This window comes from Serratia silvae, assembly GCF_023282985.1.
Lineage (GTDB): Bacteria > Pseudomonadota > Gammaproteobacteria > Enterobacterales > Enterobacteriaceae > Chania > Chania silvae.
Map to the genome: position 1 here is coordinate 104,495 of NZ_JAGQDC010000017.1, position 25,187 is coordinate 129,681.

Here is a 25,187-nt window from a genome sequence, read left to right on the forward strand (position 1 = left end):
GTTGCAGGTAGGAAGCACGGCTAATCCGTGAGTTGGCCAAGCGTACACCACGGCATGAGGAGGAATTGATGACTATTGCAGAATATCTCGAGCAAAAAGGCTTTGAGAACGGTCTTCAAAAAGGTATCGAGAAAGAGCGGGAAACAGTTCTGAAAATTGCGAGTGCCATGCTGGCTAAAGGCTTTGACCAGACGATGGTAATGCAACTCACCGGCCTTTCCACGGAAGATTTGGTAGAAATCAGCCAATAAATAGCAAAGCGGCAACGTCCATCAGACCTTGCCGCTGGGTAATGCAGGAACTAACGGCGGTTACGCACCAACTGGTAGCGGCGAGTCAGATATTCCACTGGCACGCTCCAGATATGCACCAGGCGGCAGAACGGGAATATCAGGAACAGTGTCATGCCGAGCACGATATGGATCTTGAATATCAGTGCAACCCCTTCCAGGTGCTGAGCCGCGCCGCCATGGAAAGTCACCACCGCTTGCGCCCAAGCCACCAGCTTCAGCATCTCGCTGCCGTCCATATGTTGGGCAGAAAACGGAATGGTCAACAGCCCTAGGCACACCTGCACGACCAGCAGCGTCAGGATCAGGATATCCCCCACGCTACTGGTGGCGCGGATGCGTGGGTTGGTCAAACGGCGCTTCAATAACAACACGCCACCCACCAACATCATCACACCACAAGCCCCACCGGCAAACATCGCCATTTTCTGCTTCACGGCGATTGGCAGGAAAGATTCATACATCCAGTGCGGCGTCAGCATGCCGAGGAAATGCCCGGCAAAAATGCCCAGAATGCCAATATGGAACAGGTTGGAAGCCAGCCGCATGCCCTTTTTATCCAGCATCTGGCTGGAGCCAGCTCGCCAGCTATATTGCCCGTAGTCGTAGCGTAGCCAACTGCCGATCAGGAAGATCGCCCCGGCGATATACGGATAGATATCGAAGAAGAAAAGCGTCAGAAAATGCATGATTAGCGTCCTTTGGTTGCCGTGGTCATTGAACCCACATCCAGATACTGTGGCGCTACCGCGCCAGCAAAGCGCCGCTGGTGGGTTGCCTGCTGCGCCGAAGCACAGCCCTGCTCACTAAGGAACTTTATTTGCTCTTCTTCCCAGACGGCATCCAGCGCCTGTGGCGTGTCGTCCCTGGCTTCATCTGCCACCTGATCCCCCAGACTGGTGCTGGTCACTGCGGTACCAGACAACGCCAGCAGCAGATCGAACAACACAGCATACGGGCTTTGACGCTGCTGCAAGCGAGCCCCCAGCAGTGCCAGAATAGGGGCGATATCCTGCAATCCACCTTGAGCTTCCTCTTTGTTGCAGCTAGCCAGATACTCCAGATACAGCGGCAGGAAGTCTGGGAGTTCGCGGCTGTCGATCTCCAGCCCGGCTTCGCGGTATTGCGCCATCAGATCGACCATCGCCTGGCCACGATCGCGGGATTCACCGTGAACGTGTTCAAACAGCAACAATGAGGTTGCACGGCCACGATCGAACAGCTCGCAATACTCCGCCTGCACATCCAGCAACGGACGGGCGCAGAAGCGGCGGATAAACATAATCAGTTGAGCACTGTGATGTAAATCCAGTTCACAGGCTGGTTCCAGCGCTTCCACCAGCTCTTGCTGATGGTCAAACAACGCCTGCTCAGGATAATCCAGCAGGCGGGCAATAATTCGCAGAGCGATCATGAGGCATCCTCCTTGCGCGGGGTTTTCTGCGTCACGTCGATGGCATCGATGCGGCGGCTATTGAACAGGTTGAACTTGCTGTCGCTGCCGTGGCAACCGTCGCCAAAGCTGAAGCCACAGCCTTTGCTTTCCGGGAAGGCTTCGCGCGCCAGTTCACGGTGGCTGGAAGGCACGACAAAACGGTCTTCATAGTTAGCGATCGCCAGATAGCGATACATCTCTTGCGCCTGCGCCTCTGTCAGCCCCACCTGCTCCAGCGCGCTGGTATCCACCACGCCGTCCACAGTTTCTGCCCGCTTGTAGTGGCGCATCGCCAACATTCGTTTCAGCGCCAACAGCACCGGAGCGGTATCCCCGGCGGTCAACAGATTCGCCAGATATTGCACCGGGATGCGCAGGCTTTCGACGTCAGGCAGTACGCCGCTATGGGCCAACTCACCGGCATCGGCAGCCGACTGGATCGGAGACAACGGCGGCACGTACCACACCATCGGCAAGGTGCGATATTCCGGGTGCAGCGGCAGCGCCAGCTTCCAGTCCATCGCCATCTTGTAAACCGGCGACTGCTGCGCAGCCTCAATCACCCCTTGCGGAATACCGTCTTTCAGCGCTTGCTCAATCACCGCCGGGTCGTGTGGATCGAGGAAGATATCCATTTGGCTCTGATACAGGTCTTTATCGTTCTCTGTCGCGGCCGCTTGTTCAATGCGGTCGGCATCGTACAGCAGCACGCCGAGATAGCGGATACGCCCCACGCAGGTTTCCGAACAGACGGTCGGCTGGCCAGCTTCAATCCTTGGATAACAGAAGATGCACTTCTCGGATTTGCCGCTTTTCCAGTTGAAGTAGATTTTCTTGTACGGGCAGCCGGTCAGGCACATCCGCCAGCCGCGACATTTATCCTGATCGATCAGCACAATGCCGTCTTCGCCGCGTTTATAGATCGCACCGCTCGGGCAAGTCGCCACACAGGCCGGATTCAGGCAGTGCTCGCACAGGCGTGGCAAATACATCATGAAGGTGTTTTCGAACTGGCCGTACATCGCCTTCTGCATGTTGTCGAAGTTTTTATCCTTGGCACGCTTGTCGAACTCGCCGCCGAGGATCTCTTCCCAGTTTGGGCCACTTTCGATCTTGTTCATCCGCTGGCCGGTGATCAGCGATCGCGGGCGGGCGATCGGCTGATGCTTGCCCTGTGGGGCGGTATGCAGGTTTTGGTAGTCGTAATCGAACGGCTCGTAATAATCGTCCAACGCGGGAACGTCCGGGTTGGCAAAGATCTTCGACAGCAGGCCAACGCGGTTACCCATGCGCGGCTCCAGCTTACCGTTAATTTTGCGTATCCAACCGCCCTTCCACTTATCCTGATCTTCCCAGGCATTGGGATAGCCGATGCCCGGCTTGCTTTCCACGTTGTTGAACCAGGCGTATTCCATGCCTTCGCGGCTGGTCCAGACGTTCTTACAGGTCACCGAACAGGTATGGCAACCGATGCACTTGTCCAGGTTGAGCACCATGCCAACTTGCGAACGAATTTTCATTTGGCTTTCTCCTGCTGGCTGCCCTGTGCGTAGTCGTTACCTTCGCCGTCTAACCAGTCGATATGGTCCATTTTGCGCACCACCACAAACTCATCGCGATTCGAGCCGACGGTGCCGTAGTAGTTAAAGCCGTACGCCAACTGCGCATAGCCGCCGATCATATGGGTCGGTTTCGGGCACACGCGGGTCACCGAGTTGTGGATCCCGCCGCGCTGGCTGGTGATTTCCGACCCTGGAATGTTCACGATGCGTTCCTGCGCGTGATACATCATGGTCATGCCCGACGGAATACGCTGGCTGACCACCGCACGGGCAGTGAGCGCGCCGTTGGCGTTGAAGGCCTCGATCCAGTCGTTATCTTCAATGCCCAGATCTTTGGCATCGTCCTCACTCAGCCAGACGATTGGCCCGCCGCGTGACAGAGTCAGCATCAACAGGTTGTCGCTGTAGGTGGAGTGAATGCCCCACTTCTGGTGCGGCGTCAGGAAGTTCAGCGCCTTCTCTTTGTTGCCGTTCGGTTTTTTATTCAACAACGGCTGCGCGGCACGGGTGTCGATCGGCGGGCGATAGACCAACAGACTTTCCCCGAAGGCACGCATCCACTCATGATCTTGATACAGCTGTTGGCGGCCGCTCAGGGTGCGCCACGGGATCAGCTCATGCACGTTGGTGTAGCAGGCGTTGTAAGAGACATGTTCGTCCTCCAGGCCAGACCAGGTTGGGCTGGAGATGATCTTGCGCGGCTGGGCCTGAATATCGCGGAAGCGGATCTTTTCATCTTCCTTGTTCAGCGCCAAATGGGTGTGATCGCGCCCGGTGATGTTGCTCAGCGCCTGCCAGGCTTTCACCGCCACCTGCCCATTGGTTTCCGGTGCCAGCGACAGGATCACTTCCGCCGCATCAATGGCACTTTCGATCTTCGGCCGCCCGGCTGCCGGGCCTTCGGTCTTCACGTAGTTCAGCTTTTTCAGGAAGTCGACTTCGGCCTGGGTGTTCCAACTGATGCCCTTGCCACCGTTGCCAAGCTTGTCCAACAGAGGGCCAAGCGAGGTAAAGCGTTCGTAGGTCGCGGGATAATCGCGCTCGACCACCATGATGTGTGGCGCGGTTTTACCGGGGATCAGCTCACACTCGCCTTTCTTCCAGTCTTTCACTCCATAGGGCTGCGCCAGTTCGGCAGCGGAGTCATGCTGGATCGGCAGCGTAACAATGTCGGTTTCCTGGCCCAGATGGCCAACGCACACCTCGGAGAACGCTTTGGCGATACCCTTGTAGATCTCCCAGTCGCTCTTGGAGTCCCAGGCAGGATCGACAGCCGCAGACAGCGGATGAATAAACGGATGCATATCCGACGTATTCATATCGTCTTTCTCGTACCAGGTAGCGGTAGGCAACACGATATCGGAATACAGGCAGGTACTGGACATGCGGAAATCAAGCGTCACCACCAGATCTAACTTGCCTTCGCCGCCGTTATCCAACCACTCGACTTCCTGCGGTTTTACGCCGCCTTGCTGGCCCAGATCCTGGCCCTGGATGCCATTCTCGGTCCCCAGCAGGTATTTGAGCATGTATTCATGCCCCTTGCCGGAGGAACCCAGCAGGTTGGAGCGCCAGACGAACAGGTTACGCGGGAAGTTCTGCGGGTTATCCGGCTGTTCGGCAGCAAAGCGGACGTTGCCCTGTTTCAGGCTCTCCACGGTGAAATCCAGCGGCGTCTGACCGGCCGCTTTAGCCTGAGCGGCCAGATGCAGCGGGTTGGTGTCCAGTTGTGGGGCCGATGGCAACCAGCCCATGCGCTCGGCACGCACGTTCAGGTCGATCAGGCTGCCAGCAAACTGGCTCTTGTCCGCCATCGGTGACAACAGCTCTTCGGTGCCAACCGTCTCATAGCGCCATTGGCTGGAGTGGTTGTAGAAGAACGAGGTGCTGTTCATATGGCGCGCAGGCCGTTGCCAATCCAGGCCAAAGGCCAGCGGCGTCCAACCGGTTTGCGGGCGCAGCTTTTCCTGGCCGACATAGTGCGCCCAGCCGCCGCCGCTTTGGCCAACGCAACCGCAGAAGATCAGCATGTTGATCAGCCCGCGATAGGTCATGTCCATGTGATACCAGTGGTTGACACCGGCCCCAACGATAATCATCGAACGGCCGTGGGTTTTCTCGGCGTTTTCGGCAAATTCGCGCGCAATGCGGATGATGTTATGGCGTGATACGCCGGTGATCTGTTCCGCCCAGGCCGGCGTATAGGCTTTGACTTCGTCATAACCGTTGGCACAGTTGGCATCATTCAGGCCACGATCCAGACCGTAGTTTGCCAGCGTCAGGTCGTAGACGCTGGTCACCAACGCCTGGCTTCCGTCCGCCAGTTGCAGGCGTTTTACCGGCAGTTTGTGCAGCAGGATGTCGTCCAGCGCCACGCTGTTGAAATGCTCACTCTCGGCACCGCCAAAGTAAGGGAAACCAACGTCAACCACCTCATCATGGCTCCCTAGCAGGCTGAGTTGCAGCTCCACATCCTGTTGAGCTTTACCTTCACGCTGCTCCAGGTTCCATTTACCCTTCTCACCCCAACGGAAACCGATAGACCCCTGTGGTGCCACCAGTTCACCGCTGGTCTGATCCAGCGCGACGGTTTTCCACTCTGGGTTGTTTTCCTGACCAAGGCCATCCACAAGATCGGCGGCGCGCAGCAGGCGACCAGCGGCGTAATAGCCTTCGTTACGCGGCTCCAACAGCACCAGCATCGGCATATCGGTATAGCGACGCACATAGTCGCGGAAATAACCGACCTCACGATCCAGATGGAACTCTTTAAGCATCACATGGCCCATCGCCAGCGCCATTGCGCTATCGGTACCCTGTTTCGGGTTCAGCCACTGGTCGCATAACTTGGCCACTTCCGCGTAGTCTGGCGTCACCGCGACGGTTTTGGTGCCCTTGTAGCGAACCTCGGTGAAGAAGTGGGCGTCCGGGGTGCGCGTTTGCGGCACGTTGGAGCCCCAGGCGATGATATACGAGGAGTTGTACCAGTCGGCGGATTCCGGCACGTCGGTCTGTTCGCCCCAGGTCATCGGCGAGGCAGGTGGTAAATCGCAGTACCAGTCGTAGAAGCTCAGACAGGTGCCGCCAATCAGCGATAGGTAACGGGCTCCCGCCGCGTAAGACACCATCGACATCGCCGGGATCGGCGAGAAGCCGATAATGCGGTCCGGGCCAAAGGTCTTGGCGGTGTAGACGTTGGAGGCGGCGATCAGTTCATTGACCTCCTGCCAGCTGGAACGGACAAAACCACCGCGGCCACGAGCCACTTTGTAGCTTTTGGCTTTTTCCGGGTCGGAAACGATCGAACCCCAGGCATCCACCGGATCGCTGTGCAGGGCTTTAGCCTCGCGCCATAGTTTGATTAGGCGTTTGCGCATCAGAGGATATTTCAGGCGGTTGGCGCTGTAGAGATACCAGGAGTAGCTGGCACCGCGTGGGCAGCCACGGGGCTCATGGTTGGGCAAATCTGGGCGGGTGCGTGGATAATCGGTCTGCTGGGTTTCCCAGGTGACCAGGCCGTTTTTCACATAGATTTTCCAGCTACAGGAGCCGGTACAGTTAACACCATGGGTGGAGCGCACCACTTTGTCGTGCTGCCAACGGCTGCGGTAACCGTCTTCCCAATCGCGATTGGTGTTTAGCGTTTGGCCATGACCGCCAGAGAAAGGTTCGGCCAACTGCTTGAAGTAGCGGAACCGATCTAGAAATTTGCTCATCCGGAGTTCTCCTGAAGGCTCGTTACACTCGAATTTCAAGCTGAAACTTGAAAGACGACGGGTATGTTGTTGTAAGAAGTTGCCAAGTGACATTGCTCAATCTGCAGCCAAGGCTACTGATGCTCTGCCGGACGTAACTTGATTGCGATCAAGGGAATCAGTGAGGGAAAACGTGGGGAACGGCGGAAATACCACTAAAGGATGATAATTAGAATCACCCCTATCTAACTGTAATAAAACAAGAATAATGGATTTACAGAGATAGGTGTCAGGCAAACCTCCTGAAGCGGAAATTTGGGGGTAGCGGCGGAAAAACGGATGTGTGAACGAGATTAATGACAAAGATAGGCGGCACAACATGCGGCCCCCTACCTATTCGTCAGTCGAATTCGTGCTTCACCGTTTTCTCGATAGCCTGATTGAGATCGACGGGAGCAACAAAATTATGCTCTACGTTGGATTTAAATTGGGCTGTGGCACAAAACTTCTGAACCTTGGCACGGCTAATTGAAAATCTATATCGGCTAATCTTACCCACCAGATCAAGCAGTGCAATACCCCATATTCCTGGCAAATAGGGGATGTGAATGAGCTTATCTTCACGGCCGAGAACGTTAGTAACCACCCCTATCAGCTGATTCATAGAGAGATCTGGCTTATCGGCATAGTTGCTTACCTGATAATCGGCTTGCTGATCGAGTGCATATTCCAAGCGGGCAGCGATATTCTCAACATAGGCCATCGACCGCCTATTACGACCATCACCTATCATCACCAGACGGCTTTTGGCGATCCGACGGAACAATTTATACACATTGCCACGATCCCCTTCACCAAACACCACTGCTGGACGAATAATCGTCAGTCTATTGCCATCGCTATCATTGCGCCAGGCCTCATAGACATATTCCGCCTCCAGTTTTGATTTGCCGTAGTGACTGCAGGGGGCAAAATGGCCTTCCTCATCGGTTTCCTGTTCCACATCGCCATAGACGGCGACCGACGAGGTGAAGATGATCTGTTTGATCGTCAACTCGGCTGCAACCATGCATAGGTTACGTGCACCTTCGACATTGATCTGATAATAAAGCGAGGTTGACCTCACTGCACCCTGACGCTTGTCTGCCAGGTTTATCACCGCATCGCAGCCTGCAAGTGCCTGTCGCAGGCTTTCTGGCTGAGTAACATCAGCATACTGGTACCACTGAGGGAAGCGCTGGCTCTGCTCGACGTCGATGATTTTCACGGCCAAATCGCGGCGGGCGCTCAGGCGTTTTACCAGCCGTGAGCCAATAAAACCCGAACCACCAATAATAGCTATTTTACGTTTATCCATAATTTTTCACTCAGTCCCTCAAAATACTTCCTACTCCATTTTTCCACATAAAAAGCGGATAAAGCTTAGCGGCCAGACTGGGCATTTCACCTAAAAGTTTCAACTAATAAATGATAAAATAGTGTTATACCGCGACAATAGCGTTTGATTAAATGTGAAATCGCTTAATTAACTCACGCTCATTGGTATGACTTTTTTAGATTTACGGGATAATCTTGTACAGTTTATTAATACCCATCGCTTAAACACCTTCGCAGGGGGCCTGCTAGCGAGCGCTACACTCAATCCGCATATCTTTTTCATCCCCTTCGATATACACGCAATTCAGCGTCTGGGGGTTGATACTGGGAGGGCTGTCTAATGAAAAAGAGAAGACCATACGAGGGCTGTTTGGTAACTCATGTTGTACTGCAGGTTTGGTTCGACTACCCAGCGCATAGGATAAGAGCGAAACTATCAACAGCACAATAAACACCGACAGATACTTCAATATCCTGCCCCACGGCGTTACCGTATTTCGCATGGAATCAACCAGAGCCGTTTCATTTAAAATCGGAGCTATGGATGAACAACCTTCTGACGCCGTTGCATTCTCAGTAATTTCACCATCCATATGATTCATTTCCTCCTCAGAGAAATGACTATTAACACTCTCTGCGTCATCACCTCCAAGAATAACTTCCGCAGCGACAGCCGGTTCCTCTGATGAAATAAAGTGAAAAATCGCTTTATTGTCCACCTTATAACCAAGTCGTGGAATGGTTCTGATGAGAGTATGCTCCGTGTCGCCAATTTTCTGGCGAATAGACTTAATAGTCTGATTTATTGTAGAGTCAGAGCAATAAGTGCCTTTCCAGATAGTCTCGATAATTTCTGACCGGCTCACCAACTCAGGCGATCGGGTAACCAGCAGAGAAAGTATCTGAAGCTCTTTCCAACGTAGCCGTGAACTCTTCCTGGAGGGGAGTAAAACATCAAAGTTTATAATTTTTATTTCCTTTTCAATATCCACTTTTCATTTCCCTTATGCATTCACAACATCCTCATTTGTATAGAAACATGAAAAAACTTTCAAGACATTAAATATAAACTCGGAGAAATAAATTTACTTTATATTTCACCCAATCAATAACTACCGATTTACAGTGTCGGCTTTTTTGCTTGAGCGATGCCCTACCAATGTCCATCACAATACGTATTATTTTTAATCAAATCTGAGAAATGCAAAAAAATAGCATATTTAACTTATTGATGTTAATGATGAAAAATAAAATTTCACCCATTTTTCATAACTAAATGAAGTTGTGAAACTCACTAGGTAAGCCTCATTACCCGCCTAATCCCATGGTCTATGCAGGCATAAACTACCCAGTACCAAGCGTTACCGCGTTTCTTTTCTGATGATCGCAAAGGATTTTAACCAACGATGTAATTCGTGCACAATGCCAGCTATCGCTTAGGGCAAACAACCTTAGAATCAGCATGAATTAAGATAACCCTATCGCAATACATGGAATTATCTTATTTCCCCTTAAAAAACAAAGGCGATATTGACATATATCGATAAACACCAAACATCGAAAAACATTACACAACGGAGTTTTGACATAAATAAAGGTGAAATCACCGGCTGGCGGTCAACGAATAGCGTGTGGAAATTGAGAAGGGAGACACCCCCCGACAAGCGGAGGATGTCTGATTACTGGCAGAGTGGCAATGTTGCCGAATGGGTAGGAGTCGCACATTTTCGACCGCAGGAGCACCCCATGCTGCGCCCGATTAATAAACTAACGTGAAACCTTTTTACGACCGTAAACGCCCCAGGTCACCACGACACACAGAATATAGAACACCAGGAAGATCTTCATCGCCCCAGCCGGTGAACCAGTCAAAGCCAGCGAAGTGCCAAACGCCTTGGGAATAAAGAACCCCCCCGCCGCACCAATCGCCGAGATAAAGCCCAAAGCCGCAGCCGAATCGGTTACTGCCTCGCGCTGCGCCAACTCATCGCTTCCTCCTGCGGCTTTCACTCTGTCCACGGTGATTTTACGAAATATCACGGCGATCATCTGGAAGGTGGAGCCGCTGCCCAACCCAGCGGTGAGGAACAGCACCATAAACACGCCATAGAAGGCCATAAACGACCCCTGATGAGCGCTACCCGGCAAGGTCAGGAACAGCAAGGCGGCGAAAATGGCCATTACGATGAAGTTCAACAGCGTCACACGAATACCGCCAAAGCGATCAGAAAGCGCCCCACCCACGGGACGAGCCAGCGCCCCAAGGAACGGCCCGAAGAAGGCATAATGCAGGATCACCACGTCCGGAAACTGGGTTTTCGCCAGCATGGCAAAACCGGCGGAGAAGCCAATAAAGGAGCCAAAAGTTGCCAGATACAGCAGGCTCAAAACCCACAGGTGACCCCGTTTGAGTACCGGCAACTGTTGACGTAAAGAAGCCTTTGAGGCGGCCAAATCGTTCATACCAAACCAGGCCGCCAGCGTTGCCACCAGCAAGAAAGGCACCCAAATCCAGGCGGCGTTTTCCAACCACAGCTGGCTACCGTCTGGCTGTGTCTGCCCTGTGCCGCCCAGAAAACCAAACATGGCGAGCGAGATGGCTAACGGAGCCACCAGTTGCATCACGCTGACCCCCAGGTTTCCCAGGCCACCGTTCAGACCCAACGCTCCCCCCTGCTTCGCCTTCGGGAAGAAGAAGCTGATGTTCGCCATGCTGGAGGCAAAGTTGGCTCCGGCAAAACCACATAACAGCGAGATAACAATAAATACGTTGAATGAGGTGGTCGGATCCTGCACTGCATAGCCTAACCATAGGCAAGGTACCAGCAGGAAACAGGTGCTGATGGCCGTCCAACGGCGGCCACCAAACATCGGGATCACGAAGGAATACGGCACGCGCAGGATAGCGCCGGAAACCGAAGGTAATGCGGTCAACAGGAACAGCTGATCGGTGGTGAAGTTAAAACCCACCTTGTTCAGATTAACCGCCACAGCGCTGAACAGCATCCAGACGCAGAAAGCGAGCAGCAGGCAGGGGATGGAGATCCACAGGTTGCGGCGGGCGATGCGGTGCCCACTCTGCTGCCAGAATTCGCTGTTCTCAGGTTGCCAGTCCTGAATAACCGCACCCGTTTTTCTTGCTAAAGGCGTTGCAGATTGCGACATAATAACCTCAGAAACACAGTGATAACTGCGCACACCCTAGTTGATCCCTTCAAGCGGTAAAGTTGACGCAAATCAACGAGCAAGCAAGTAACCCACGGCGGACAAATCCCATACATCCCTTAGTGAGTAGCCCGTTAAGGCTCGCTAATCTATTGATATTCAGCAGGTTATACCACAGCGGTGCTAAAGGCTTGGCTATGGGTCAGGCAACCGGAAACTAAGAGGTACTTCGTTAGGGGTATAGGGTTATGCCGGGGGATCAGGAAAAATGGCCGCTATTGCCGTCATTTGGCCGCCGGAGTGACTGGTTGTTATCCTCTGGTTGCTGCTGCTCTAAGGGGAATTACGTACTCGATGAAACGCCTGCTGGCTCCGCTTTCCATCGTTAACCAGGTTGCCCTGCTAATGCTACTGCTGGGGGTACTGGGTATCGCCGGAATGAGTATTTCCGCCTGGATGTCGCAAAGCATCCAGGGCAACGCTCATGCCATCAACAAAGCGGGCTCCCTACGGATGCAAAGTTACCGTCTGCTGTCTCAGGTGCCCTTGGATGCCCATAGTGACATCCTGATGCAAGGATTGACTCAGGATGAAACCAGCCGCGACTTGCAACAGGCGCTAGAGCGCGAAGGGCTAACCCCGCAGTTGATAACGTTACGTGACTATTGGCTGAACCAGCTACAACCACGGCTGCGCCAAGCACAACACCCCGCCGATGCGGCTCCCCAGGTGGCTCATTTTGTCAGTCTTTTGGACAAGCTGGTTTCCGATATCGATCATCAGACCGAACGGCGTTTGCTGATGGTGACACTGGTTCAGGGCGGCTTTATTGTTCTGACGCTGCTGCTGCTGGTTGGCACTATCTGTTATCTGCGCCGCCGTTTACTGCACCCTTGGCGTCAATTGGTGGCGATGGCCCTGGCGGTAGGCCGCGGTGATTTCAGTGGCCGTTTTGCCCAGCGTGGACATCAAGATGAGATGTCTTCGCTAGGTGCCGCGCTAAACACCATGTCGGACGAACTTGCCACTATTTATGCCAGACTGGAACAGCGCGTTGCGGAAAAAACCGCCGACCTGCAACAAAAAAACCAGGTACTGAGCTTTCTGTATCGCACCAGCCGCCAGTTGCACACCAGCGAGCCGATATGTAGCCGCCTGACGCCGATCCTTAACCAATTGCAGACGCTGACGCCGCTGCATAGCCTCCAGGTACGGCTGTATGAAAATAACAGCCAGGAGCAGTTTCTGCAGTTAAGCGGCAACCAACCGTTAAGGCCAGAGTATTGCCATAACCCGGTCTGCAGCGCTTGTTTAAGCGAACATCAGCCCCATAGTCAGGGGCACCCTTCCCTTAGCTGGAGCCTGAGTGACCAACTGGGTAATTATGGCATCGTCGTCGCTCAACATGCGCCGGAACAACGGTTAAACGATGAGCAATGTCAGTTGATGAATACCCTGGTAGAGCAGTTGACCAGCGTATTAGCGATAGAGCGCCAGGTCGACCATCAGCAGCAATTGATGCTGATGGAAGAGCGGGCTGCGATTGCCCGCGAGTTGCATGACTCCATCGCTCAATCCCTCACCTGCTTGAAAATGCAGACCAGCTGCCTGCAAATGCAGGGGGCCGAACTCCCTCCGGCCAGCCTGGCGCTGGTGCAACAGATGCGTGAAGAGATCAATACCGCCTATCGCCAGTTGCGCGAGCTGTTAACCACCTTCCGCCTGCGCCTGACCGAACCAGGCCTGCTGGCGGCTCTACAGTCTACGGTGCAGGAATTCAATCAACGGCTAGGGATCGCCATCGAACTGGATTATCAATTAGGCCCACGTAGCGTACCGGCCTACCAGGCGATCCACCTGCTACAAATCACACGTGAAGCCTTGAGCAACATTCACCAACATGCACAGGCCAGCCAGGTCGCGATTCGGGTGGTTAATCTGCAGGGCGAAGTCACCCTGAGCGTCAGCGATAATGGCCGTGGCCTGCCGGATATCAGCGAGCGGCCCGATCACTACGGCCTAATCATCATGCGCGATCGCGCCAAAAGCCTGCACGGGCAGTGTGAAATCTTGCCGTGCGGCGGCGGAGGCACCGAAGTACGGGTGACGTTCCGCCCGGATAACTCTGCTATCGAATAAGGAAATATTATGACGACCGAAGAAGCTGCCACCATACTGCTGATTGACGATCACCCCATGTTGCGTAACGGCGTCAAGCAGTTGATTAGCATGGACCCACGGCTGCAAGCCATCGCCGAAGCCAGCAATGGTGAACAAGGGGTGGAACTGGCGGAATTGCACGATCCCGACCTGATCCTGTTGGATCTGAATATGCCCGGCATGAACGGCCTGGCAACCCTGGATCGCCTGCGCCAGACCGCTCTTTCCGGCCGCGTGGTGGTATTCAGCGTATCCAACCATGAAGACGATGTGGTGAACGCGTTAAAACGCGGTGCCGATGGTTACCTGTTGAAAGATATGGAGCCAGAGGAACTACTCAAGGCACTGCATCAGGCGGCGGCTGGGCAAATGGTGCTGAGCGAAGCATTAACGCCAGTGTTAGCGGCCAGCCTGCGGGAAAACCGCCCGGCGGTAGAACGCGACATCCAGCAGTTAACCCCGCGCGAGCGCGATATCCTCAAGCTGATCGCGCAGGGGCTGCCAAATAAGTTGATCGCCCGCAAACTGACGATCACCGAGAGTACCGTCAAGGTGCACGTGAAACACCTGCTGAAGAAGATGAAACTCAAATCCCGCGTAGAAGCCGCCGTTTGGGTGTTGGGCAATAAGAAAGATTAGTTGTCCTGTGGGTGCAACGGCCCGGTAACCGCCGGGATTGCCGGTGGCTGCAGGGTTTGCGGCGGCGGTAACCCAGGCTCCCCTTCAATAGACAAGCTCAGGGGAGCGTTAACCTGCAACGTGATCCAGTTTGAGGTGGCTTTCTGCTGCTTTTCATCCTCAAGGGTGACGGACAGTTGGTAGTGATTGCTGGCGCCTGGCGTCTCATCCCACGCGGGTACCGTCAAGGTCCAACCCTGCGGATCGTTGATATTCGCCGGCGGCGTCAGGCTGACTGCCTGAGTATCCCCTTGCCAGTTGACCGCAGTGATCTTATTAGCCGCTTTGATCTCCAGCACCAGCGGCAGCGTTTCCCCTGGGTTCAGGCTCCATGACGGCGTCGCCAGAAACACCTGCAACGTTTTGCTTTCGCGGAATTCCAGCACCGGCACATTATTACGTTCGATGCTGTCATAACGGCTACCGCGCAATGATTTGGCTTGTTCCACATAGTACGGGGAGATCTGTTTGATCAGCGGCACCCCAAGGCGGTAGGTCATCGCCAGCTCGACCTTGTCCTGGGTGTCGCCCACATTATCCAGTTTGTGCAAGGCCTTGACCGTGACCAAAGGGACCGGCGTATAGTTGAGCCCCACCTGCATTGCACTGGGATCGGTTTGTTTATTGCCATTGCCTAGCAGATCGACGCTGGCGCCGCGATACTGTTCAAAGCTGAGCGAAGCACCAAGTTGGTGGTAAAACGGCAGATAACCTTGGGTAGTAATGTCGTAACCACGCGCCGGACGGCCGAGAAAGACGGCATTATTTGCCTGCGGAGAATATGACGATAGCGGGTGGTAATAGTTGGCCGATAAGCGTAGATAGTCTCCCCAGGCTTCGGCACCGATGCTCCCACGGTTGCGTTGATTCTGGAAATCAGTGTCGAACACGGAGTTGTAGCCCAGCAGCCAATCCCCGACCACCCACCGTTGCCCCAGGCCAAAATTACCCTGTGAACCGTTAGCCTTTTGCAGATAACCCACCTGACTGTAGGTCAACAAACCATCCACGTCATAGAGCGGGCTGAACAACTGACCGCTGCTGCCGGTAAAATCCCCTTCAGGCGTGACTGCCAGTGACAGTTTAGCGGTGCCAAGTGGCGAAAGTAGCTCCTCGGTCTCCTGTTGTAGGGCCGAGCTAGCCTGCTTGGTCAGGTAATCTTTGGTACCGGCGCGCGCACGCTCGCTGGATATCTGGTTAAGATTCTGCTCTGCCAGCTTTTTCGCCCGCGTAGCCCACTCTTTTTCCCGTTCGGCATCGTTGACGCCAGCGCTGCCCAGTTCCGGCAGGTCTTGCGCCGGGGATGCCGGGGCCTTAACCTCGCGGACTACTGCCGCAGGCGGTTCTATCGGGGTCTCGGCCACAGGCGCTTGAGCTGGTATATCAGCCGCATTTGCCACCGCCGGTGGGGCAATAGCCTGGGCCTCTGCGGGTGGTGCTACTGTCTCAACGTCTGCTGTTGCTGCCGGTGCTACCTTCTGGGTTTCTGCTGCTGGTGCTACTGCATGAGCTTCTGCTGTTGCTGTCGGTGGCGCTTTAGCCAGGTCGTCAATCACGCTCGTCCCAACCGAGGGAGCTTCCTCCGTGGCCTCAGCTACGCTTTTCGCTGCAACAGGTGCCTCTGCCTGAGCGTCAGGCACGCCAGCCACTGCCGGGGGAGCTTCCGCCTGAGCGTTAAACATTATCACCGGTAGTGCTAATAACCCGAGTAAGCGCGTGCTGGATAACAACTGTGACATCTTTTGCTGAATAACCTTGCTCATAACCACGTTTGCCCTTCGTCTTCCTTGCCGCATGGCAAACTCACCTCGTTGACACTACCGTTCCGGCCGGTAGAAAAAAACTGTCGCACAGCATAATGCAACCTGAAGCCATAGGGTAAGCGATCGGCAAAAAGAAGCCATCGGAAAAACCTGTTAATGGGAGTCTCAACCAAGGGTATTACCAGCAATAAAAAAAGACGTCCGAACAGCACATTCCACCATTGGGGCAAACGTGCTGCACGGACGCCTGTTGAAATTCATCGCGGATACTCAACGTTTCCGCGATTTAAAGTAAGCAGCTTGCATGCCAGTTTGCCAAGCTACAGATTTTAGAATGTTATTGCCGTGCAATCTGTAATCCCCCCTCACTATTGCACAGTGATATGGCGCGCTTTGCACCATGCCAGCGCATTACAGCCTCAGATCTGATAGTCGATGACCGGTTCCAACTGATCGGAGAACACTTTCTCTTTAATTTCCGTAAGCGACAAGGTGGGATTACATAGCTGGATAAACTGCCAGGTATAGTTACGTTGTAACTGACCGCGTTCCAGGCCCAACCAGACGGTATTAAGCTCAAACAGATGTTCGGCATTGAGGCTCACCAACCCACGATCACGCTCTTTTTCAAACGACATATCCGCCAGAATACCCACACCCAGTCCCAACTCGACATAGGTTTTGATGACGTCAGAATCCTGAGCGCTTAGCGCGATATCCGGCGTCAACCCCGCAGCTTTGAATGCCGCATCCAGCCGTGAGCGCCCGGTGATCCCCTGGCGGTAGGTAATCAACGGCAAGGTGCCAGCGGTAATAAAGGAAAGCGGCCAATGACTCTTCACTCATCAGCCGTTCACTGGCGATACCGATATCCGCCTCACCGCAGGCCAACATGGCCGCAATAGCCAGACGGCGGATATTATTGGCATCATTGAGGATACGCTCCGCGACCACCAGCAGCTCTTTGCCGGGTCCGGTCATGCCTAATAACCGTTTGCCTCGGCGGATAAATATCTCGATCCCCAGCTCTTCTTCCAGCTCACGAATATGACGGCTGACCCCAGACTGTGAGGTAAATAACGCATTCGCGACGTCAGTCAGGTTGTAGTTGCAACGCGCTGACTCACGAATAATTTTTAATTGCTGAAAATTCATTCCGTACCCTTCTTCTCCCCAAAATCGTTAACAATATTGATACGGAGTCTGTGCTGGCAGAACAAATAAGGAATAATCTTTACTTATAGCTTTTCATGCTAAGTGCATTTTTTATCATTAAAAATTCAGCGCTACTTGTTATAAAATTATAAATGACTTTAAAATTAATGAGATAAATAACCATTTAAACACCATGGTTAAACAAGTTATGCAGAAAAATTTATTACCTAGAGGGATAAGATATATCAACGCGAGGGTTGATTAGGCATTTGGGGCAGCGTATACGCCGCCCCAACGGTAACTGGAGGTCAGACCGTGGCTTCGCCACCTATTGGCCCTGAGGTGTTTTGTTGCAGCCACTGACGGACATAACCGACCAGATCGCCGATGCAGTCATCCTTCATGCCGTGATTTTTCAGCTCGTTATCCAAGGCAAACAGATACTGCGCGTTGGTGCCCAACGGGCCGCTGGCGCTGGCGATCAGCGGAGCGATCACCTGGTGGCTGGTATCCGCTTCAAATAACGGATGTTGCGGGTTCATGACAAACACCAAGGCGGTGACTACGCTGCCGTCGTCCAGCATCAGGTCACACCAGGCTGGCAGATAGCAACCGGTGATCATCTCGCGCTTCCACAGCAATTCCAGCTCTTCGCGCAGTGTCTCTTCCGGCAGGCGGAAGGCCAGACCGGTGGTTTGCCCCCCTTCTTGCAGAGCCAGCATGCGCCCTGGCTGATGCAGCGTGCCCCGTCCGGCGGTCAAACGCAGGCAAAATGCCCGGTGCCAGCCTTGCAGAGTTGCCGGGCGCACCTCTTCAGATTCAAATACCGGGTTCCACATCAGTGAACCATAGCCAAAAACCCATACCGGGCTATTGTCCGGCCGCCTGGAAAGCGTACATGTCAATGAGGCCGAGCGCTGTTCCGGTGTCAGCAACAGCGACTCTTCGATAGTACCGAATGCCGTTTTGCAGTCTGCTTTTTGCAGAAAATCTCGAGTTAACACCTAATACAACCTCCTGGGAATAGGATTGCCCTAAACCCTTCGCCACTGTGTATGCAATTTCTTTTTTGGGATGCGGGGCGTATTTATTTCCACCGCCCAGCAAAAAATATATACCCTATAGATTTCAAGTTGCAGCTAGGCAACAAGCTTACTCATCCCCAGGCGCTTACTTTTGGGTAAGTGACTGGCGTGGGTAAGTGCAGATAACAACACTGCAACTTGAAAGACGACGGGTATAAATGACCATATTCTTTTCTGACCTCTCAATCAAGTTTCCAGGCATATTTAATGTGAAAAAGTATTTGTACCCAGCAGCAATAATATTAATAGACGTAAAATTTTACCCTTCACCTGCGATTTGTTAACGGAGAGCGACGTTTTAACCGCAAAAAAATACAATCCGAGCGGATGACGCCCCTTGGCCTGATGTGCCATGCAATCAGCAAACAATTCTCATTATCAGATGGCATGATATACTGGCGGCAGAATGATAAAGGAGAGTCCCGTGACAACCGAAACCCCACGCAGCCGCGCCCCCTATTTGATCGAAGTAGCCCGTTTACGCGACATCACACCGCATCTGCGGCGCATCACCTTCAGCGCGCCTGACCTGCGTTATTACCCAGCCGAAGCCGCCGCCGCACATATCAAGGTATTCTTACCACTCGCTGGCCAAACTCAACCAGACCTGCCTACGCTCACTGAAAAGGGCCCGGTATGGGCCGCCGATGCCGTACGCCCGCTAGTTCGCACCTACTCTATTCGTGCCGTCCGCCCGCAACAGGGTGAGATAGATATTGAGTTTGCCTTGCACGACCACAGCGGGCCAGCGGTCAACTTTGCGCGTCAGGCCAAGCCGGGGGATAAAATTGGTATCAGCAATCCTGGTGGCCCCAAGCCAATGCTGCCAGAAGCAGACTTTTACTGCCTGGCTGGCGATCCTTCTTCGTTACCGGCCATCGCCGCGCTGCTGGAAAACTTGCCAGCACGTAGTGAAGGCCACGCCTTTATCCGTGTCGATACCCCTGCGGACGTTATCGATCTGCAAAAGCCTGCCGGTGTTGAACTAAGCTGGATCATTGGTGGCACGGAGAAAACGGCCGATCTCATCACGCAATTCTGCGCCTTGCCATTACCGGATAACGGCACCCAGTTCTGGCTGGCAGGTGAGGATCGCCTGGTGGTCGAACTGCGTCGTTACCTACGCCGGGAACGCCAATGTGACCGTAATCAGCTTTACGCCGTGCCTTACTGGCGTGAAGGGCTAAATGAAGAGGGTTACCATCAGAAAAGGCACGATATCATGGATAACATTGATTCCTGATCGCCATTATCTGCCTTATTTTTCGCAAAAAACGGTGGTTAAAACCCATTTATAGGCGTTTAACAAGGAATGTAAGGATTTTTACGTAAAAGTAAGTAAATAAAACCGCATCCGATGCGGTTTTTTTGTTACTCTTATCACATAAAGCAAAGTTTTGCTGTCTAAAAACCAGACACAACATCACATTATTACTCGGCGTCATGCGCAGAGTTTATCCTATTATTATTAACAACTTTCTGGATACGCTGACCCTTACTGCAGGTGAACAGCGATGACGGGCCACGCAGTTTGAGAAGGAGATGTACCGTAATGAAGTCGCACAACGATCCTGGCCGATCCAAATCTCGCCACACAGAGTATTCCCTGATTTTCCCTATCGCCGCGCTGGTTGTGCTCAACCTGTGGAGCGGTACCAGCAGTTTCCCACTGATCGTGGCCATCAACATTATTGCCCTGGTAGGTATCCTCAGCAGTGCTTTCAGCGTGGTACGCCATGCCGACGTACTGGCCCACCGCCTGGGTGAACCCTACGGCTCGCTGATCCTCAGCCTGTCGGTGGTGATCCTGGAAGTGAGCCTGATTTCAGCGCTGATGGCAACCGGCGACGCGGCCCCGGCCCTGATGCGTGACACACTGTATTCAATCATCATGATTGTGACTGCCGGACTGGTTGGGGTTGCCCTGCTGCTCGGCGGGCGCAAGTTTGCGACCCAGTACGTTAACCTTGGCGGTATCAAACAGTACCTGATGGCGATTTTCCCGCTGGCGGTGATCGTGCTGGTGTTGCCAAGCGCCCTGCCTGGGGGCAACTTCAGCGTGGGTCAGTCACTGCTGGTTGCGGCCATCTCAGCGGCGATGTACGGCGTATTCCTGCTGATCCAGACCAAAACCCACCAGAGCCTGTTTGTTTATGAACACGAAGATGACGATGGCGACCCGCACCACGGTAAACCTTCTTCACACAGCAGCCTGTGGCATGCTGCCTGGTTGATCGTGCATCTGGTCGCGGTAATTGCCGTCACCAAATTCAACGCCAACCCGCTTGAAGGCTTGCTCACCAAGCTGAACGCGCCAACCCAGTTCACCGGTTTCCTGGTTGCGTTGCTGATCCTGTCCCCGGAAGGGTTGGGTGCTCTGCGCGCGGTGTTGAACAATCAGGTGCAGCGCGCCATGAACCTGTTCTTCGGCTCGGTGCTGGCGACGATTTCTCTGACGGTGCCGGCGGTAACGATTATTGCCACCCTGACTGGCCAGACGCTAATCTTCGGCCTGCAGGCACCGCATATGGTAGTAATGCTGACGGTGTTGATATTGTGCCATATCTCGTTCTCTACCGGCAGAACCAACGTGTTGAACGGCACCGCGCACCTGGCGCTGTTTGCCGCTTATATGATGACGATATTTGCCTGATACCGGGTGGTTACAAAACATCAACAGGGCGCAGTGATTGCGCCCTGTTCTATACCCCCTATGAATTTCAAGCTGCAGTTAGGCGACAAGCTTACTCATCCCCAAGCGCTTACTTTTCGTAAGTGACTGGGGTGAGGTCCAGGGATGGGCCGAATAGCTATGTGCAGGTAACAACGCTGCAGCTTGAAAGACGACGGGTATATTTATAGCGCCATGAAAATCAGTGTTGCAATCCCGCCAAACAGCAGCCATTTGATAATGTAATAGCCCGTCTTGTTCCAGGCTTTTAATCGCTTGCCAACCTTACGCACAGCATAGATATATTTGAACAGCCGATTGACGCCGCCGGTACGATCGCCCTCTTCATTCGGTGCTGTGGCAGCACTCATCAAATTACGCCCCAACCAGTGATTCACCGCCTGCGCCCAACGGTAACGCATCGGCCGCTCGATGTCGCAAAACAGGATCAGGCGGTTTTCCCCGCTCTGGTTTTCGGCATAGTGCAGATAGGTTTCATCAAACATTACCCCTTAGCCGTCACGCCAGCTGTAACGTTCGCCATCTACTTCGATAAAGCAGCGGTCGTCATTCGGGGTGATCAACCCCAGGTGATAGCGCAACGAACCGGCATAAGGGTCACGGTGGCGTGGCAAGCGACTGCCATGAGGTAATTCGGCAAACATCGCGGCCTTCACCGAAGGCAGGCTGCGCAACAGCGCAGTAGTTTGCGGGCATAACACCATTGCCGAAGGATGGTTATCCTCATACCACTTCAGGTAAAAGCGCTTCCAGCCGGTTTTGAAGAAGGAGTTGAATCCGGCATCGTTGAATTTATCCGACGCCTTGATTTGCTGGATCGCCATCAGCTGCTGCCCTTCTTCACGAATGGTCTGCCAGTTGTCACGCAGGATAATGAGATCGGGAAACGGCTCCAGTTGCAGGTAAGGCGTGGTCGGCACCCGTGAGAACAGGTACATAAACACGTTCAACGGTGCGGTGAAGGTGGAATGGTCGGAAAGCTGACGCCAAAAAGGATAGCGAACACGGCCACGATAATGAATGTAAACCACACATAAAATAAATAAAATCAGAATGATATATTTCATGACGACGTCACAATCCCATAATCCGATCATTAATATGCCAAACACGGCACACAACCCAATGATTCCCTTAGCGCCGTTAAGATCGGTTTAACGGCTGGAAAGCATCAATAACTAACGTTATTGAAACCAAAATTCCACATAAAAAGTCGCGAAAATTTACACAAAGCTTAAACGAGAATGGGATTTACGCTAGGGAGGGAGCGATCGATTTAGCGGAGTCGGGCTAGCAGGAGTAAATGTACCTACGGGGGAAAGATACCGGATTGTCGGTCAGGCGATCGAGATCTCCCCTCACCCCAACCCTCACCCTTTTCTAGCAAATCACTTCCCCTTGCTGGGATTATCGGCAAAAACCCGCTGCCGTATCTTGCTGACATCGACCTCACTAATATAGCGCGCAATTCCAGCATAATAGTTTTCATGATACCCATGCTCCGGCTTTCTCAATTCGGCCAGCACCGCAGGCTTATCCGCATTTTCAAACACCAAGCGGTACATTGCCACCACCAGCCCGGTACGATCACTACCGTGCCAGCAGTGAACCAACACCGGTTTCAGCGCAAAACGAATTTCTCTGAGCGCCGTCACCACGATGTCGTCATTAATTACAGCGGCGTTGATCGCCATCCGGCGCAGAAGCAGGCCGGTGCCTCTGGCTTCGCTGTTGTCATCATGCCACTGGCGTAAACTGAGTACGGTTTTGATGCCTTGCTGCTCGAGGGTCTGCATCTGGGCAGCAGAGGGTTGAGACGAACGATAGAGTTCTGGCGAGACCTAATGGTAGTTCTCTGGGGTTGTTGCTCGTACCGAGGCGGTAAAATTCCCTAGCAGCAACATAGCGCCCAGTAACCACGTTTTCCCTATGCTGGCTCGCCAGCGCCAAATGTCATCCATAACTCTTTTCCTAAGTGAATTTGGCGCTGATTATACGCAACATTCGAGCCATGGTGCAGGTCATTCTCTCAATAAACATTGTCTGCCCAGATGCTATAACCTGAGGTGCCTGCTGCATGATGCTTCCAAGTAACACTTTGATACTTTACCGACACCGACTCATAGGGTTGAGCATCATTATGGGTTAACGAATTTGGATAATGGCTGGAAAAGCCGACAATTGTCGCACCCGTGATTTCTATGGAGTAATACAGTTCTAAAGTGCCATCTGCCGCTGTGCGATAAAAATCAAAACGCAGCGTCAGCAACTCATTATTGGTTATTGCGATACCAAACAGAGGCGATGACTTATCAATCGCTTTGATGAAATCGATAGGCTGATGGTTTACATGCTGTTCGCGTGTAAGATCATGATCAAATGAAAAGATAGGAATTTCATCTTCATGCCCGACTTGATATCTATTTCCTATAGAAGCATATGTCGAGCATCCAGCGGAAATCAAACCCTGCGTACGCCCTTTTGCTGTTAAATAAATCAGATTTGCCATATTGGTTTCCTTAAAGTGAATATTGCATCATTGACAACCGCTCAAGGAATTCTAATTACACAGAGTTACGACTCAATCATCGCACTCAGTTAACGTTAACATTAAACATGGCTCACTACTTCCAAAGTATCTCTTTTCGAGAGTGAAATATTCATCGCCATTCTTAGGAAGCGGTTCTCCAAACTTATATTGTGGCTCGAAAGGTATTCCTGTCTCATTAACATATAAGACTAAACGTTGGTAACCTTCGTCAACATTACTCAGTCCACAAACATACATTGAACTGCGATTTGGTTCTGTTATATCACTAGGGCCATACTCAAAATAATAGTTTTTCGATAACCTAGGTGCATCCCTGACCTCTTTGTGCGTCAGAAGATAATACTTAAAAAAATCTTTCTCAGTGTATGTAACTTTAGGCATAGTGAGCAACCACCCAAAATAAAAAACAACAGCTAATACCGCAATGATAAAAATCAGCATTATTTTCATTTAAGTCCCATCCCTAAAAAAACGTTGGCATCAATCGTGTTTATTACAAGATCATTCTCATATGAAGAGAATGGTTTGATAGAGGACAGATAGGATGGAAGCCTCTTTTTATATGGATAAGCGTTGTTGGGAAACCGCTCCGGGTCAGGAAAGATAATCGCCTTTAGCTCATTGTTTTTATACCGCCCAACAGGACCATAATAGTCCCATATCATCTGTGCGTATTCCTTTGACTTTGGTCGAATGAGTGCCATGTAGTTACGGGGAAGAACTACGGAGTAAAAACCCAAAAGGTTTGACACCAGATCTTCACAGCTATAACCGCTGTCCGTTAAGCGTGAAAACAAAACGTTCGATTGCAGCCCTTCAAATTTTAGCGAAACGTAAAACATCATGGAAAGAGCGATGGATCGTTTAGTTTCTATCGACAGCCCTTTCTTAACTTTCCATTGTGCACGTACACCAGAGCGAACACTGACTCCAGCATATGTTTTCCCCATAGTTTGGGAGTAGTTAACCAAAAAATACCCCTTTAGTAAGGGATTAGCTGGCTCACTAAATAACTGCCCCCATAGCGCCCTGGCATCATCCCCCATAGCATGCCATAGATCAATCCAACCGAGATGCTCGGTATAGATTAATCTGTTATTTTTTATATCGTCCCTTGCTGTCATATCCCCTAACTCCTGTCAGGCCTCGCTTATTAATATCAGTATTACTATACATTAATAATTATGTCCATACTCTAAAACTCGCTCTCTGTACTGAATTATCTAAATCACATTAAAATCAATCAATTAAAATAAATTCAGTGTAATAAAACCAAGTCATTGATTAAATCAATAAACTTAAAACCATTAATATTTAATATCTATTACTTGTTTGACTTAACTTGCAAGTTCAAAAATATAGCAGTCGCAACCTAGCCCGCCCAGGCGATACTGGCATTCACTTGTAGCGAGCAGTCATCGGTACTGAAACCTTTCGCTCTGTCGCGCCTGGCCGATAAATGATTTACGTTAAACGATGTATTTAAGTCAGCACATAGAGTACTGATCTTACCCACTAACAATGGACACACGACTAAGCGAGGGTCTGGTTTTCAAATTGTTCCGGGCTGAGTCCGCCA

At 52.3% G+C, this 25,187-nt stretch carries 17 protein-coding genes and 3 pseudogenes; 5 read left to right on the forward strand and 15 right to left on the reverse strand.

The window, feature by feature from the left end:
• Positions 1-68 precede the first annotated feature (68 nt).
• Positions 69-251, forward strand: a complete 183-nt coding sequence (locus KAJ71_RS18765) for an Rpn/YhgA-type helix-turn-helix domain-containing protein (RefSeq protein ID WP_248947080.1) — start codon at positions 69-71, stop codon at positions 249-251.
• A 50-nt stretch (positions 252-301) separates the two neighbouring features.
• Here KAJ71_RS18765 and narI read toward each other — a convergent pair whose 3' ends face one another.
• From narI to KAJ71_RS18800, 7 genes are all read right to left on the reverse strand, one after another.
• Positions 302-979, reverse strand: coding sequence for a respiratory nitrate reductase subunit gamma (narI, locus tag KAJ71_RS18770; RefSeq protein ID WP_161712431.1), 678 nt, complete (start codon positions 977-979; stop codon positions 302-304).
• Between the two features lie 2 nt (positions 980-981).
• Positions 982-1,704 (reverse strand): nitrate reductase molybdenum cofactor assembly chaperone, encoded by a 723-nt coding sequence (narJ, locus tag KAJ71_RS18775; RefSeq protein WP_248947081.1) that lies wholly within the window; start codon positions 1,702-1,704, stop codon positions 982-984.
• Positions 1,701-3,245, reverse strand: coding sequence for a nitrate reductase subunit beta (gene narH / locus KAJ71_RS18780; protein ID WP_021805674.1), 1,545 nt, complete (start codon positions 3,243-3,245; stop codon positions 1,701-1,703). The genes narJ and narH overlap by 4 nt, the downstream gene beginning before the upstream one ends.
• Positions 3,242-7,003: a nitrate reductase subunit alpha gene (locus KAJ71_RS18785; protein WP_248947082.1), complete on the reverse strand. Its 3,762-nt coding sequence runs from the start codon at positions 7,001-7,003 to the stop codon at positions 3,242-3,244. The genes narH and KAJ71_RS18785 overlap by 4 nt, the downstream gene beginning before the upstream one ends.
• Before the next feature lie 379 nt (positions 7,004-7,382).
• The gene (locus tag KAJ71_RS18790; protein ID WP_248947083.1) at positions 7,383-8,339 is read right to left on the reverse strand and encodes an NAD-dependent epimerase/dehydratase family protein; all 957 of its coding nucleotides are present in this window, start codon (positions 8,337-8,339) and stop codon (positions 7,383-7,385) included.
• A 265-nt stretch (positions 8,340-8,604) separates the two neighbouring features.
• Entirely contained in the window at positions 8,605-9,351 is a 747-nt protein-coding gene (locus KAJ71_RS18795; RefSeq protein ID WP_248947084.1) for a transcriptional regulator, read from the reverse strand.
• Positions 9,352-10,126: 775 nt separating this feature from the next.
• Positions 10,127-11,524: a NarK family nitrate/nitrite MFS transporter gene (locus KAJ71_RS18800; protein WP_248947085.1), complete on the reverse strand. Its 1,398-nt coding sequence runs from the start codon at positions 11,522-11,524 to the stop codon at positions 10,127-10,129.
• 354 nt (positions 11,525-11,878) lie between these two features.
• Here KAJ71_RS18800 and narX point away from each other — a divergent pair, with 354 nt between their 5' ends.
• Complete coding sequence (gene narX / locus KAJ71_RS18805) at positions 11,879-13,663, forward strand: nitrate/nitrite two-component system sensor histidine kinase NarX (protein ID WP_248947086.1); 1,785 nt, start codon at positions 11,879-11,881, stop codon at positions 13,661-13,663.
• Positions 13,664-13,672: 9 nt separating this feature from the next.
• Positions 13,673-14,323, forward strand: coding sequence for a two-component system response regulator NarL (gene narL / locus KAJ71_RS18810; RefSeq protein WP_248947087.1), 651 nt, complete (start codon positions 13,673-13,675; stop codon positions 14,321-14,323).
• Here the strand turns inward: narL and KAJ71_RS18815 are convergent.
• The 3 genes and pseudogenes from KAJ71_RS18815 to KAJ71_RS18825 all read right to left on the reverse strand — a co-directional run bounded on the left by KAJ71_RS18815 (position 14,320) and on the right by KAJ71_RS18825 (position 18,284).
• On the reverse strand, positions 14,320-16,125 hold the full coding sequence (locus KAJ71_RS18815; protein WP_248947088.1) for a YchO/YchP family invasin: 1,806 nt from the start codon (positions 16,123-16,125) through the stop codon (positions 14,320-14,322). The genes narL and KAJ71_RS18815 overlap by 4 nt on opposite strands.
• A 419-nt stretch (positions 16,126-16,544) precedes the next feature.
• Positions 16,545-17,280 (reverse strand): annotated as a pseudogene (locus KAJ71_RS18820) (LysR substrate-binding domain-containing protein).
• 308 nt (positions 17,281-17,588) lie between these two features.
• Complete coding sequence (locus KAJ71_RS18825; protein WP_248947089.1) at positions 17,589-18,284, reverse strand: gamma-glutamylcyclotransferase; 696 nt, start codon at positions 18,282-18,284, stop codon at positions 17,589-17,591.
• A gap of 505 nt (positions 18,285-18,789) precedes the next feature.
• Here KAJ71_RS18825 and KAJ71_RS18830 point away from each other — a divergent pair.
• Together KAJ71_RS18830 and chaA are read left to right on the forward strand one after the other, a co-directional pair.
• Positions 18,790-19,608 (forward strand): siderophore-interacting protein, encoded by an 819-nt coding sequence (locus KAJ71_RS18830; RefSeq protein WP_248947090.1) that lies wholly within the window; start codon positions 18,790-18,792, stop codon positions 19,606-19,608.
• Positions 19,609-19,917: 309 nt separating this feature from the next.
• Positions 19,918-21,018, forward strand: coding sequence for a sodium-potassium/proton antiporter ChaA (gene chaA, locus KAJ71_RS18835; RefSeq protein ID WP_248947091.1), 1,101 nt, complete (start codon positions 19,918-19,920; stop codon positions 21,016-21,018).
• Between the two features lie 203 nt (positions 21,019-21,221).
• Here the strand turns inward: chaA and lpxO are convergent.
• From lpxO to KAJ71_RS18860, 5 genes and pseudogenes are all read right to left on the reverse strand, one after another.
• A pseudogene (gene lpxO / locus KAJ71_RS18840) lies at positions 21,222-22,124 on the reverse strand (lipid A hydroxylase LpxO).
• Positions 22,125-22,445: 321 nt separating this feature from the next.
• A pseudogene (locus KAJ71_RS18845) lies at positions 22,446-22,886 on the reverse strand (phosphatase domain-containing putative toxin); the annotation flags it as partial.
• A gap of 200 nt (positions 22,887-23,086) precedes the next feature.
• The gene (locus KAJ71_RS18850; RefSeq protein ID WP_248947093.1) at positions 23,087-23,566 is read right to left on the reverse strand and encodes an Hcp family type VI secretion system effector; all 480 of its coding nucleotides are present in this window, start codon (positions 23,564-23,566) and stop codon (positions 23,087-23,089) included.
• Between the two features lie 72 nt (positions 23,567-23,638).
• Positions 23,639-24,058: a hypothetical protein gene (locus KAJ71_RS18855; RefSeq protein WP_248947094.1), complete on the reverse strand. Its 420-nt coding sequence runs from the start codon at positions 24,056-24,058 to the stop codon at positions 23,639-23,641.
• Positions 24,055-24,732 (reverse strand): hypothetical protein, encoded by a 678-nt coding sequence (locus tag KAJ71_RS18860; RefSeq protein ID WP_248947095.1) that lies wholly within the window; start codon positions 24,730-24,732, stop codon positions 24,055-24,057. The genes KAJ71_RS18855 and KAJ71_RS18860 overlap by 4 nt, the downstream gene beginning before the upstream one ends.
• Positions 24,733-25,187 lie beyond the last annotated feature (455 nt).